Here is a 12,911-nt window from a genome sequence, read left to right as displayed (position 1 = left end):
ATATTTTAAATTGTCAATAAATTAATTGCAACAATATCAAAATAAGGATTTGTTAAACAACACTGTTAATATTTAGAGATAAGAAAAAGGACCTATAGCGAGGATAGTTCCAGTGGAACAATCTAAAAAAACCTGTATACATTTATACAGGTTTTTAATCAAACTTTTTATTAAATGGTCTTGTAAAGTGACAACAAAGAAATTCATTTTTAATACCTCAAACAATGTAATCTTATCCCTCATACGCTTGCTTTAATGTTTTGATGTCAATTTTTTTCATTTGGAGCATTGCATTCATAACTCTTGCTGATTTTTCTGGATCGTGGTCGCTTAGCATCTCAGTTAGGGCCGTAGGAATAATTTGCCACGAAACACCATACTTATCTTTCAGCCAACCGCACACTTGTGCCTTCTCGTCTCCGCCTTCGGAGAGTTTTTCCCAAAAATAGTCCAATTCTGCTTGTGACTCGCAATTGACGATAAATGATATTGCCTCTGTAAATTTGAATTGCGGACCGCCATTTAATGCTACGAATTCCTGGCCCTCCAGTTGGAATTCCACGGTCATTACTGTTCCTTCTAATATCCCGTGGATTTCATGCCCCTCTTTTCCATAGTGAGTGATTCTTCCAATCTTGGAATTTTTAAAGATAGAAGCGTAAAACTTCGCTGCCTGTTCAGCTTGTGTATCAAACCACAAGTTTGTTGTGATTTTTCTTATACCCATTTTAAAGCACCTCCATATATTCTCTAAGTCTTAACAAAAAAGGATGTTTTTATTTCCGCTAAGTCTAAAGCTGAAGTTGCAGTTATCTTAGAGCTATCCGTTATTCAAGAATATGGTCCCATTCAAAAAGGACACCTTCTTTTTTTCATAAAGGCGCCCTTTAATGGAATAACTACACCACTTGAAATAGCTGGTAATGCGGAATAATAAGTTCTTAAACAAGCCACCGCTTAGTGGGTTTGATAATTAACTGGAGCCAATCAGTTAGTTAAAGATGGATAAAAAGTTCCCACTCTTTAACATCTTAATCATTCCGTAATTTGCTTAGCAATTGGAAAATCTGCCCCCTATGATGTGATTCATGTTCAATCAAATGGTACACAACCCACTCAGGTGTGACGTCATATTGTTCAAGAACCCTCGGTTTACGCCAATCTGTTAGATCCATTGAACGAAAGTGGGAAAGAAACACTTCACGTACCTTATTCAGTCGGTTAACATGTTCTTCTACAGTTTGTCCCTCAATATGGGTTAAAGAGCCCTCCTCAGAACGGCATTCTAACGGAAACAACGAGCGTATTTCAGAATCCCATTCAGTAACAAGAACCTCTTCATATAACCAATCTGCCTCGACCAATGCAATGTGATATAACAGCGAGCCAATCGTTTGTCTTTCATCCATTTTTGTATCAAGGATCCCTTGGCTGATTCCAGTTAATTCTGTTAAAAGAGTACGGCGAACATCTTCTAAACACCATAGCCATCCGCCAATTTCTTCTTCATATTCTGGAAATCGAGATACCAGTAAAGCTCTTCTCTCCAAACTGATCATCCTCCTCTTAATCAAAGTCTTACATTCTATTAAAAATGGATGGTTCCTTCTTTAATACAAAAAATCATATTAAATATAATAGTTTTATTTCCCATTAAATATCTTTATTGTCATTCAACAGGTCTCCCAATCGAATTAACAATTTGTTTTTAAAGAATAATAATTACATTTCTACAATTTACGACAACATTAGCACTATCTAGATAGTAATATATAACTATAATAAAATGAGAAAACGGCAAACTAATCGAAAGGTTAGGACGCAAAGCTAACAGGTCTAAGGTCAGATTGACTATGATAGCTGGGCTACCTCTTCAACGGAGGAATAGGTAATGTTACTTCAGACAAATGACAGAGTAAAAGAATTAGATACAGAATGGATTGAACTCATTCAAATGGCTATCAATGTAGAAATACCGTTAGAGGAAATTAGGGGATTTTTATTAGAAGGTAGACAATAGGCCTATGCTTGCTGCCTGACACATTTTTTACACATTAACGCCTTTTTTCTATTTCTTTACTTTATCAAAATAGAAAAGCTAATAATGGAATCCCTATAAATTACCTATCGGATAGGAGGGCAAATATGCAAACTCATGAGTTAGAACTAGTAATAAAGAATGCAGACCGAGCAATAAATAATGAGGATTTCGATCAATTAATGGATTTCTATTCAGAGGATGCTACATTAGTTGTAAAACCTGGAACGTTAGCTAAAGGAAAAGAAGAAATACGTCGGGCATTCGTTGCTATCGCTGATTATTTTAATCATAGTTTAATTGTTAATCAAGAAAAGATGGCAATAATCGAAACAGGTGATACGGCATTAGTTGTAGCAAAAGCCCTACTGAGTGCCAATCAAAAGACTGATTCGGCATTCTCAATGGAAAGAATGGCTACCTATGTTTTTAAAAAGGATTCTACAGGTACCTGGCGTTGCATAATTGATAATTCTTACGGTGCTGAATTACTTGAATAATTCATGTACAGATATTTGAATTAATAGAAAAGGCTCACCTTCTATTAGGTTATTAGGTGGTTTTTTCATTTGTGCTAATCTCCGCACAGAGAAAAACTCCTATTATTTTATAGGAGTTCCAGATGATTTTCTGATTACCAATTCAGGCTTTAAATTTATTGTTCGATAATCAGCTGGACCGACTTCATCTACTCTTTCAATCACTAATTGTGTTCCTAAATATCCGAAGTCATAAGCAGGCTGCGAAGATACAGTCAAAAAAGGATCAAAGTCTGAAAATAATTCTAAATCGTCAAAGCAAACGACAGCTATGTCTTCTGGAACTTTAATCTTTTTTTCTCGTAAACTTTTTATAATTTTAATGGCAATGAAGTTATTCGCTGCAAAAATCGCTGTTGGACGATCAGCAGGAGAAACATTAACCAAATGAGCGATTCCATTCCATTGCTTTTCTTGTTTATAATGAGTCTCTACTAGGAAAGCGGGATCTATCTTTAAATCATTAATTTTTAACGTTTCAATATACGCCTGATACCGCTCTTTCGAAGTGGAAATCGTAAGTGGGCCATGTACCATTGCTATTCTTTGATGACCATAATCAATTAAATGCTGAAGAAGCAATTTTGTCCCTTCATAGTTATCTCCAAGTACTCTATCACACGAAACATCTTCAATTTGCCTATCTATTAATGTAAATGGGATTCTGTTTTTAATAAGTTTCTTTAAGTTTTTGGTCGATTGATCACCTGTTGGAGCAATAATTACGCCATCTACCCTTTTAGAAATTAATGCATTGATATACTCACTTTCTTTTTCGTAGTTTTCATCTGTATTACATAAAATAAGCTGATATCCCATTTGATTAGCCTTATCCGCAGCGCCTCTTGCAACCTTTGTAAAAAAGGGGTTAGTGATGTCAGTTATGATTAATGAAAGTAACTTGGTTTTTTTAATATTCAAACTTTGAGCAGCTGAATTTGGTATATAGTTTAACTCTTTTATAACAGCTTCTACTTTTTCTCTAGTCTTTTCACTGATATTTCCTTTATTATTAATAACTCTCGATACAGTCATCGGTGAAACATTCGCTTTTTTTGCAATATCGTAAATTGTCGTCACTTTTTGTACCCGCCTTTACATTTTCCCTTATATTGTATCATAAGTATAAATTGTTATTTTATACTTTAACAAGCAGGCAATCATGTTGACTCAGGTACGACACTGAACTTCAAAAAAAGACACAGTCCTTAGTGAAGGATTGTGTCTTGAAATAGATTTAATTTTGATTAAATCCGCTTTCATCCATGTAAAATATCTCCCAAAGATGTCCATCTATATCCTGAAAACTCCAACCGTACATGAACCCATGATCAATGGCTTCATTAAAAGGCTTTCCACCAGCATCCAGGGCTTTATTCACAATCTCATCCACTTCTTCCTTACTTTTAACCGATAATGCCACAATAGCTTCCGTACTTTTTGCTGAATCCGGGATTTCTCTCTTGGTAAACGTTTTAAAGTAATCTTCAACCAATAACATGACATATATAGATTCACTGATAACCACACACGTTGCATTTTCATTGGTCATTTGCTCGTTAAACTCAAAGCCAACTTTTGTGAAAAATTCTATTGAGGCATTCAAATCTTTAACAGGCAAGTTAACAAAGATCTTTTCCGCTTGAACTCCCATCAAATTCACCCTCATTCTATTTATTTTATGTTCATTACCCTACTATTCGTTGCTTTTTTCGATAATCCTGCTCGCAACAAAAAAGGAGATACCGCATTACCTCTCATCCTAATGTAATAAGTACAACAAAGGTTTTTCAAGAACCGTTGGCGAAAGCTAACCCTTTCTCAGAAAGAGCACTACGAATTTGCTCCGATGCTTTAGGTCCCATACCATGCAGCTGCAAGACCTCTGCTTCACTTAGCTTAGTAAACTGCTCAAGTTACAAGTACCCAGCTCCAGCGAGTGCTCGTTGTGCAGCAGGTTTAGCTAATCCTGTCGGGAGATCGCTTTCGTTATTCTTCATAATTCTTTCTCCTTCTTGCTAATAAATAGTATTTCAAGACTTCCCTTTCTTCTTATTAGCCATGAAAATAAGGACCTTCAATCAAAGATCCTTTTTATTCATAAATTTAGTTTACTTATTTTTCTCCTAAAATAGCGAGTGGACTAAATACTTCATAATGAATATGGTCTTTCGATACACTCCATTTACTTAGGGCCTCATTGATTGCTTCCATAAAAGGAATAGGTCCGCAGAAATAAAATTTAGCTTCTTTTGATGGAACGATAGATTGCAGGAAGTCTAAACCCACGTATCCTTCTTTATCAAAATGTCCAGAGGTTCGATCGGCTTCTGTTGGTGCAGCATAGACTACAAATGACTTTATATGTTGATGATCATTCGCTATTTGTTGCAGATGCTCTTTAAAAGCATGTGTTTGGCTGTTGCTTGTTGCATGGATAAACGTAACCTGACGTTGTGGTTGCTTTTCTATAATGGTATTTAACATGCTAAGCAATGGTGTAATTCCAATACCTCCACTAATTAGAACGACAGGTAAATTTGTGTTATCAAGTTCGAAGTCACCTGCAGGAGCAGAAAATTGCAGCGTATCTCCAACTTGCAGCTGTCTATGTAAATAGTTTGATACAATTCCAGATGGAGCATCTCCATGGGCATCTTCACGTTTAACACTGATTCGGTAGTAATCCAGACCAGGTGAATCCGAAAGACTATAATGGCGTATATGCGTATATTTCTCCCCAGGAATTTCCGCCTTAAGTGTTAGGTATTGTCCAGCATGATAGGAGGCAATGGGTTTTCCGTCTGTAGGCTTTAGATAAACGGAGGTTACCGCATCACTTTCTTTTATCTTTCTATCGATATTGAAGCTTCGGTATCCTTCCCATCCACCAGGCTGATGTTCTGTTTCCTCATAGAGGTTTTTTTCAATATCAATAAAGGCATCTGCAATATAGCCATATGCCTTTCCCCATGCCTCTATGATTTCATCTGTGGCTGCGTCACCTAATACGTCTTTAACTGCTTGAAGCAACGTTTCACCTACAACCGGATACTGTTCAGGCTTTACCCCTATGGCACGATGTTTCTCAGTAACTCTTTTAATTACAGGTTTTATCGCTTCAAGGTTCGTAATATGTTCACCTGCAGCATAGACAGCATACCCCAAGGCCTCCTGTTGAATTCCTCTTTTTTGGTTCGTTTGGTTAAAAAGGTTATACAAATCAGGCGCTTTTGAAAATAGTAATTCATAAAATCTCTTTCCTATTGGTTTACTATGTTCCTTGAGAACAGGTGCTGTCGACTGAACGATTTCTATGGTCTTAGCATCAAGCATGTTAAAATGTCCTCCTCAAATTCCAGGGATATTTACTGTAAATAGCATTCCCACTAAATATAGGAGTAAACATGATATTTTGGCCACATTCAACTTATCACTAACCAACCCAAACTTCTTACTAAAGGCGGGCTTCCGCCCATTTGGAGATTTTGAAATTCCCTTAAGATAATTCAAAGACACCATACCTAATAGTACGATGTCTTTGTTTAGTATCCTTGTTAAATTAAACGGGCTCCATTAGCTCAATAAGAAAATAAACTGCTGATCAGTAGCTCTTGATTTTTAAGTAAAGCATTGGTTAGTTGAAGAAAAAAAGCGTTATAGAGTCCAATTGATGAGCAATCCTGCTTGTGCTAATCCACCACCGAAACCATATAATAAAATCTTCTCACCATTACTGAGCTTTCCTTCACTTACTCCTTGATCTAAAGCTAATGGTATTGATGCTGAGGAAGTATTTCCATACTCCACTAAGCTATATAATGTACGCTCAATTGGAAAACCACTTCTATCACATATTGATTCAATCATTCTTAAATTTGCACTATGCGGAACAAACCAATCAACATCATTCAAATGAAATTCAGTATTTTTCATCACAGTTTGCATTCCTTTTGGAACAGTAGTAACAGCCCATTTATAAACCTCGCGTCCATTTTGTACAAGGTTACCACTATTATTTAAGTCTTCACCATTTATACGTGTCGATAGGTTTGTACTATATAAATGTTTTCCGCCTGCTCCTTCCGAATATAAATGTGAAGAAATAAAACTTGGTTGTTGTTCATCATATTCTACAAGAACTGCTCCTCCACCATCTCCAAATAAAATACAAGTGGCTCGATCTTCATAGTCCATAAGTTTAGATAAAGTATCAGCTCCAATAACAAGAACTTTCTTGTTTAAACCAGATGTTACTAATCCATTAGCTACATGCAACCCATAAGTAAATCCTGCACAAGCAGCGTTTAAATCAATAGCTCCAGTATTCTTAATACCTAGCTTTGCTTGGACTAAAGAAGCTACACTTGGTGTGTTGAAATCAGGTGAAAAGGTACAGACAATAATCATATCAACATCTTCGACTGATTTATCATACCGTTCCATTAAATCCTTTACAGCTTTATAACTTATATCACTAGTAAACTCTTCTTCATGTGAAATTCTTCGTTCTTTAATACCAGTACGTTTAACAATCCATTCATCATTGGTTTCAATCATTTTTTCTAAGTCCTTATTTGTTAACCTTTTCTCTGGAACATAAGAACCTATCGCAGTAATACGTGCTTTGGATTTGAACATAAAATAGCCACCTCGTGTTATGAATTGCATCAATTTTATAACTGATATTAATACCTGGTACTAATTATAAAGTAAAAAAATCTTATGCAACTACCCTTAACCTTTAGCCCCATAAGAAAAAGAGTTGCCCATGCAACCCCCTTATTGAAGTAGAGCACTCGTTAGTGAAAGAACTTTTCCAATTAAAAAGGATTTTGTGCTTGAGCTACTCTGTTCTAATTGGAATATAGGTAAAGTCCAAAATCTTGCATAACAGAGGTGTGCCCCATTTGACGCAACATGGTAGCTATATTGCCACGGTGATATGATCCGTGAGTAACAACGTGTAGTACCGATTCAGAAATAGAAGTTTCAAGCAACCCAGCATATGGATTATCTACCACAATCAATTTTCCAAAATCTTTTTGACTGTTCAGAAGTGCTTTGTTTCGCTCAGATAAGTCTAGAAATATTTTTTTCATTTCCTCAATACTTTTCGTTTCCACCTCTTTTCTTAATTGATCCGTAGACCCCATTGCTTCATTCATACTTTTACCTGAGATTATGTCAAACCATGCGTAATCTGTGAGATAAATGTGAGACAACACCTTTGATACTGAAGAAAAACCACTTTGAATTTCCTGATGATAAATTTCCTGTGGAAGTTCTTTTAAACGATCAATTATAACTCCATTTGCCCACACGTGGTAGTTGTACATTTTTAATACGGGTTGTGTCATATAATTCCCCTCCATTTTCATAAGTTATTTCGTGTTAAACAATTGATGCCTAAATGATAAATAATTTTCCGGTAAATCATTTAAGGGGATTATTCCCAACTACTCCTCTTATAGCGAATCATCGAATAATACTCATAAGTTTGTACAAAATACTTATGTTCAAAGGAGGTGTTTATATGCCTAATCTAAACGATAATAAGTTCAAAAAAATTCAATCTGAAAGTCAAAAGCAAGGAAAATCACAAGAAGAATATGCTGCGGAACTTGAAATGAACAAATTGAAAAGTCAAAAAAGGAAGTAACCACACCAAATAATGATCATTGGCAGGAAGTTGTTTCCTGCCTTTAATTTACGCTTTTATTGGAATTTTTCTTCCAGTGTTTAAATTCCAGTATTTATTAAACTCCCTCAGTTTAATACGATAATGCTCACGAATACTCGTTAATTCACAGGTTTCAAACCATTTGGAATAGGATTTATAAACGAACCCTGCTCTGTTATTCAAGTAGAGCACCAACTAATCAACAAGGGTTTCAACTGATTATTTTCCTTCTAATAACTTTTTACCACACCACGGGCAAAACAAAATTTCGACAGATGATGAACCACCATCGTGAATTATCAACCCGTACTCATTATCTTTTTCATAATAGATTACAAGTTTATCTGGACATTCAAATGGGTTTTCGTGTATTTCACATTTGAAATTCGCGTGATATGCCATATCATCACAGCAATGTTTTTTCATTCGATTTCTCCTTAGGTAATCCTCACTTAGTTTGTTTTTTATATTATATTATCAAACTTTATTCAACAAACCGCCCTGTTTGTTACATAAGTAAAAGTGCATTTCATCATATCTCTTTAAAGAATGATTACACCCGTTAGTTGAAGTAAGTCGTATGTTTATTTTATATATCCCACTTTACTTATCCCATTCCTTTAAAAGCTCTTGGTCGATTTCTTCAATGATTTCTTCAGCACCATCTTTTTTTACTACCTTTACTTCTATATCTTTGACATCACTGATGGCATACCAAAACCTTTTATCACCTTCGACCTTGATGATTTTCGCTGGTTCATCACCTGCATATATTTCAGAAATAGAATTATCACTAATTGCTCCTGAATAAATGTATGAAACTTGGTTCATTGAAGACCATTTAACAGGTGTATTCCATTCTGCTCCTCTTGTTTGTTTCCATTCCCATTTATCATTTTCTTTTTCAAAGTAAGCAATAAATATTTGTTCCCCTTGTGCATTATTTTCTTTAAATACTGCAATGGCATCATCTTCATGCAACACATTCATTTGCTTATGAACGAGCGAATAAGAATAATCCTTTTCCCCTAAGTGCATTTCATCTATCGATTTGTGAAAGAAATCTTCAAATGTTTGTTCTTTTGAACAACCAATTAAAAATGCTATACAAATTAAAAACGAAAAAAATATCTTTATTTTCAATCTTATCCCCCTTTGAAATCGTTCTCTTTATTCTATTTTAACATCAGTTCCTAATACATTCTCTCGCTCAAACTTTCGATATCCATCTAGAAAATCAAGCAAATTACCTCCTATTTTAAATGTTTTATTACTATTGGAAAAAAATTATGCCGCTCTCGGTTATAAAATACTGCCAACTAATTCCTAAATGGAATCAACGTAGACTATCTAGTCAATAGGGTATATAATAAAAATTAAATTTTATATTGAAATATTAAAATTATCTGGTTATAATACGATACGTTCTTATTAATTTTGTTCGTGTTTAATTTTTAGAAAATTTAATATTTTTTAAAAATAGTAAAATTTAGTTATCATGGAGGTTTTAATTTGTCTAATAAAGTACCATCTTCATTTATAGTAGTGATTGGTTTCATGTTATTCGCGCTATTCTTTGGGGCAGGAAATTTAATTTTCCCGCCGATGCTTGGTCAATCAGCAGGAATGAATATCTGGACTGCTAATGCTGGTTTTTTAGTAACAGGGGTTGGATTACCGTTACTAGGTGTGTTGGCACTTGGTTTTTCTGGAAAAGATGATTTACAATCATTAGCAAGCCGCGTACATCCTGTGTTTGGGATTGTATTCACAACCGTTCTTTACTTAGCAATCGGTCCATTATTCGCAATGCCTAGAACAGGAAACGTTTCTTTTGAGATAGGTGTAAAACCATTCTTACCCGAAAATGCTGGGCCGCTTCCTTTACTTATTTTCACCATCATCTTTTTTACGATTTCGTGCCTTCTTTCGCTCAATCCTGCGAAATTTGTCGAAATTGTGGGGAAAATTTTAACCCCCATCAAGTTAACGTTCATCGGAATCCTAGTAGTAGTAGCTTTCGTTAATCCAATTGGGGATTTTCAAGCACCTGCCAAAAACTATACGGTTCAACCATTTTTCAATGGGTTTAGAGAAGGCTATTTAACAATGGACACTCTTGCATCTTTTGTTTTTGGTATCATCATCATTAATGCCATTAAAGAAAAAGGTGCTAAAACAAAAAAACAAATAATGATTGTTTGTGGAAAAGCGACTGCAATTGCTGCCGTTATCCTTGCTACCTTTTATACAGCCCTCTCTTACATGGGTGCTTCAAGTGTTGAGAAATTTGGACACTTGGATAATGGAGGCATTGTCTTAGCAAAAGTCTCGGATTACTACTTTGGAGCATATGGTGGGCTGTTATTGGGATTAATGATCACAGTAGCTTGTATAACGACGAGCGTAGGACTCATTACATCTTGCTCGACGTACTTCCATAAACTGTTTCCAAAGGTACCTTACAAAACAATTGCTATTAGTTTATCGATTTTTAGTGCAATAGTTGCCAATATTGGACTAACACAGTTAATTGCAATTTCTGTACCTGTAATGACAGCTATTTATCCATTAGCTATTGTATTGATTTTCCTAACATTCCTTCATTCTTTATTTAAAGGGAAGGCTGAAGTTTATCAAGGTAGCTTACTTTTAACTTTTATTGTTAGTTTATTTGATGGATTAAATGGAGCCGGTATACACATTTCATCCATTAATAATTTCTTTAATGCAATTCTTCCTTTGTACGAGGTAGGACTAGGGTGGATTATTCCAGCTATTGTTGGAGGATTCATAGGGTATGCCGCTAGCATATTGAAATTCCGTCTTAATCATCAAGTAGATTAATTAAATAAATAATGTATTTTAAAAAGCAGTCTAGGATTAATGCCTAGACTGCTTTTTTATGAATATGGATATAACCATTGATCTCAAATTGGTCGACCACTTTGCCTTGTTTACATCTTTTATCTTTACTCTTATAGAACTAACCTACGCATTTCATTTCAAAAAAAAGGGCTGCCGTAGCAACCCTGGTTTTGAAGTAAATCAATAATTTAAAATCCAAAGTGAATTAGAGGTTAGCCACTTTATCATCTGTCTGAGCAGCCTCTACTGGTATACGTTTGTCTATTCCAAAAGCGTAATAACTAATTACAACGATACCTAGAAAACCAATTCCTACAATAAGCGATATACGTGTTTCATCATTAAACCACATTCCGATTAATACCATAATTAAGAAAGCTATGGTCAAGTAGTTTGTAACAGGTGCAAAAGGCATTTTGAATGGATGATTGACCATTTCAGCACTTTTTACTTTTCTAAATTGAATTTGACTAATCAGAATGACAAACCACGGAATCATACCAGGAAGTACACTGGCACTGTATACATGCACAAATAAATTTTCTGGTGCAACATAACTTAAAACAACACCAATTGCTAACCCAACAATCACACCGAACGTACCGAATAAAGGGACACCACTATTAGATACTTTCGCAAAGAATTTTGGCGCTTGTCCATTTATTCCCAAAGTATAAAGCATACGTCCTGCACTGTAGATACCACTATTGCAGCCTGACATTGCAGCTGTGATTACGACAAAATTAATAATTCCAGCTGCTGCTGTAATACCAACTTTCGCAAAGGTTGCAACAAATGGGCTACCAATTGAACTTAGCTGATCCCACGGGTAAACGGTTACAATAATAAAAATCGCACCGATATAGAAGATTAAAATACGCCAAATGGTACTTTGAATCGCTTTAGTTATCGTGTTTTGCGGATCTTTCGCTTCCCCAGCTGTAATCCCGATTAGTTCTACACCTTGATACGCTGCAACAACTAGTGAAAGAGCAAAGAAGAACCCTTTCCAACCGCCTGTAAATAAACCACCATGTTCCCATAGATTTGATAACCCTATCGCTTCTCCTCCGTTACCAATTCCAAAAAAAATAAGTCCAAATCCTGCAACAATCATTAATATAATTGTTACGATTTTAATCAGTGCAAACCAAAATTCAATTTCACCAAAGGATTTAACAGAAATTAGGTTCGCTGCTCCTAGAATAACCATTGCGATCAAACCTGGAATCCAAGCAGGAAGATCCGGATACCAATACTGCATGTACGTCCCAACTGCAATAATTTCAGCCATCCCAACAATAACCCATTGGAACCAGTTACTCCATGCAGTCATATACCCTGCTAATGGATGAATATACTTATAACCAAATGTTGCAAATGAACCTGTACTTGGCTCTAAATACAACATTTCCCCCATGGCACGCATAATCAAAAATATAAAAATCCCTGAGATTGCATAAGCTAACATTACGGACGGACCTGTCCATTTGATTGCGCTGGCTGAACCCATAAATAAACCAACACCAATTGTACCGCCCAAAGCAATCATCTGAATATGACGACCTTTCAACTCCCTGTTCAAATCTTTGTTGGCCATTCCAATTCCCCCTACACTACTAATAGTCGAAATTTGATGCACGTCATATCGACCGATTGTTTAATTTTATACGCCAATAGAAAGCGCTTACTTTTTAATGGCTGTAAAAAGTGCATCACATAACGTTTAAAAAAAATTCAAAACATCTGAATATAGTAACTCGAATAAAAGAGTTTTACAACT

The 12,911-nt window shown here is 35.4% G+C and carries 14 protein-coding genes and 1 riboswitch; of the genes, 4 read left to right on the top strand and 10 right to left on the bottom strand.

The genetic code is table 11. The features are described 5' to 3' along the window. Window positions 1–232 precede the first annotated feature (232 nt). Both JFU50_RS14995 and JFU50_RS14990 read right to left on the bottom strand, forming a co-directional pair. Complete coding sequence (locus JFU50_RS14995) at window positions 233–727, bottom strand: VOC family protein (protein ID WP_057219791.1); 495 nt, start codon at window positions 725–727, stop codon at window positions 233–235. A gap of 304 nt (window positions 728–1,031) precedes the next feature. Then, window positions 1,032–1,550 carry a DinB family protein gene (locus tag JFU50_RS14990; RefSeq protein WP_201186599.1) on the bottom strand — a complete coding sequence of 173 codons (519 nt, stop codon included), beginning with the start codon at window positions 1,548–1,550 and terminating at the stop codon, window positions 1,032–1,034. A 236-nt stretch (window positions 1,551–1,786) separates the two neighbouring features. Continuing rightward, a riboswitch (cyclic di-GMP riboswitch) is annotated at window positions 1,787–1,873 on the top strand. 18 nt (window positions 1,874–1,891) lie between these two features. Between JFU50_RS14990 and JFU50_RS30800 the strand changes: the two genes are divergently transcribed. Then, a complete protein-coding gene (locus tag JFU50_RS30800) occupies window positions 1,892–2,020 on the top strand; it encodes an anti-repressor SinI family protein (protein ID WP_242485378.1) in 129 nt (42 codons plus the stop codon). A 125-nt stretch (window positions 2,021–2,145) separates the two neighbouring features. Continuing rightward, on the top strand, window positions 2,146–2,538 hold the full coding sequence (locus tag JFU50_RS14985; protein WP_057219788.1) for a YybH family protein: 393 nt from the start codon (window positions 2,146–2,148) through the stop codon (window positions 2,536–2,538). A gap of 102 nt (window positions 2,539–2,640) precedes the next feature. On the opposite strand, the gene JFU50_RS14980 is transcribed toward JFU50_RS14985, so the two are convergent. The 5 genes from JFU50_RS14980 to JFU50_RS14960 form a co-directional block, all read right to left on the bottom strand. After that, a complete protein-coding gene (locus tag JFU50_RS14980; protein WP_053347613.1) occupies window positions 2,641–3,657 on the bottom strand; it encodes a LacI family DNA-binding transcriptional regulator in 1,017 nt (338 codons plus the stop codon). Between the two features lie 157 nt (window positions 3,658–3,814). Then, on the bottom strand, window positions 3,815–4,231 hold the full coding sequence (locus JFU50_RS14975) for a VOC family protein (RefSeq protein WP_201186602.1): 417 nt from the start codon (window positions 4,229–4,231) through the stop codon (window positions 3,815–3,817). Between the two features lie 461 nt (window positions 4,232–4,692). Further along, entirely contained in the window at window positions 4,693–5,913 is a 1,221-nt protein-coding gene (hmpA, locus tag JFU50_RS14970; RefSeq protein ID WP_201223134.1) for an NO-inducible flavohemoprotein, read from the bottom strand. A 321-nt stretch (window positions 5,914–6,234) separates the two neighbouring features. After that, complete coding sequence (locus JFU50_RS14965; RefSeq protein WP_201223133.1) at window positions 6,235–7,218, bottom strand: ketoacyl-ACP synthase III; 984 nt, start codon at window positions 7,216–7,218, stop codon at window positions 6,235–6,237. Window positions 7,219–7,433: 215 nt separating this feature from the next. Beyond that, the gene (locus JFU50_RS14960; protein WP_201223131.1) at window positions 7,434–7,937 is read right to left on the bottom strand and encodes a DinB family protein; all 504 of its coding nucleotides are present in this window, start codon (window positions 7,935–7,937) and stop codon (window positions 7,434–7,436) included. Window positions 7,938–8,113: 176 nt separating this feature from the next. On the opposite strand from JFU50_RS14960, the gene JFU50_RS31450 reads away from it, so the two are divergent. Then, window positions 8,114–8,239, top strand: a complete 126-nt coding sequence (locus JFU50_RS31450) for a hypothetical protein (RefSeq protein WP_255263999.1) — start codon at window positions 8,114–8,116, stop codon at window positions 8,237–8,239. 240 nt (window positions 8,240–8,479) lie between these two features. On the opposite strand, the gene JFU50_RS14955 is transcribed toward JFU50_RS31450, so the two are convergent. Both JFU50_RS14955 and JFU50_RS14950 read right to left on the bottom strand, forming a co-directional pair. Continuing rightward, window positions 8,480–8,686, bottom strand: a complete 207-nt coding sequence (locus tag JFU50_RS14955; protein WP_201223129.1) for a DUF6980 family protein — start codon at window positions 8,684–8,686, stop codon at window positions 8,480–8,482. A gap of 177 nt (window positions 8,687–8,863) precedes the next feature. Next, window positions 8,864–9,403, bottom strand: a complete 540-nt coding sequence (locus tag JFU50_RS14950) for a hypothetical protein (protein WP_201223127.1) — start codon at window positions 9,401–9,403, stop codon at window positions 8,864–8,866. Between the two features lie 369 nt (window positions 9,404–9,772). On the opposite strand from JFU50_RS14950, the gene brnQ reads away from it, so the two are divergent. Beyond that, complete coding sequence (gene brnQ / locus JFU50_RS14945) at window positions 9,773–11,107, top strand: branched-chain amino acid transport system II carrier protein (protein WP_201223126.1); 1,335 nt, start codon at window positions 9,773–9,775, stop codon at window positions 11,105–11,107. A gap of 226 nt (window positions 11,108–11,333) precedes the next feature. Here the strand turns inward: brnQ and JFU50_RS14940 are convergent, their stop codons facing one another. Beyond that, window positions 11,334–12,728: an amino acid permease gene (locus JFU50_RS14940; protein ID WP_201223125.1), complete on the bottom strand. Its 1,395-nt coding sequence runs from the start codon at window positions 12,726–12,728 to the stop codon at window positions 11,334–11,336. Window positions 12,729–12,911 lie beyond the last annotated feature (183 nt).

The organism is Peribacillus sp. TH14, from assembly GCF_016651145.1.
Classification (GTDB): Bacteria; Bacillota; Bacilli; order Bacillales; family DSM-1321; genus Peribacillus; species Peribacillus butanolivorans.
Note: the sequence above shows the minus strand (reverse complement) of the source record. Positions and strands in the feature narration are given on the sequence as shown.

Bases quoted from the DNA above. Each gene is read 5' to 3' on its own strand.
- JFU50_RS14995 (WP_057219791.1), bottom strand. From the start codon at position 727: ATGGGTATAAGAAAAATCACAACAAACTTGTGGTTTGATACACAAGCT.
- JFU50_RS30800 (WP_242485378.1), top strand. From the start codon at position 1,892: ATGTTACTTCAGACAAATGACAGAGTAAAAGAATTAGATACAGAATGG.
- JFU50_RS14985 (WP_057219788.1), top strand. From the start codon at position 2,146: ATGCAAACTCATGAGTTAGAACTAGTAATAAAGAATGCAGACCGAGCA.
- JFU50_RS14975 (WP_201186602.1), bottom strand. From the start codon at position 4,231: ATGGGAGTTCAAGCGGAAAAGATCTTTGTTAACTTGCCTGTTAAAGAT.
- hmpA (WP_201223134.1), bottom strand. From the start codon at position 5,913: ATGCTTGATGCTAAGACCATAGAAATCGTTCAGTCGACAGCACCTGTT.
- JFU50_RS14965 (WP_201223133.1), bottom strand. From the start codon at position 7,218: ATGTTCAAATCCAAAGCACGTATTACTGCGATAGGTTCTTATGTTCCA.
- JFU50_RS14960 (WP_201223131.1), bottom strand. From the start codon at position 7,937: ATGACACAACCCGTATTAAAAATGTACAACTACCACGTGTGGGCAAAT.
- JFU50_RS31450 (WP_255263999.1), top strand. From the start codon at position 8,114: ATGCCTAATCTAAACGATAATAAGTTCAAAAAAATTCAATCTGAAAGT.
- JFU50_RS14955 (WP_201223129.1), bottom strand. From the start codon at position 8,686: ATGAAAAAACATTGCTGTGATGATATGGCATATCACGCGAATTTCAAA.
- JFU50_RS14940 (WP_201223125.1), bottom strand. From the start codon at position 12,728: ATGGCCAACAAAGATTTGAACAGGGAGTTGAAAGGTCGTCATATTCAG.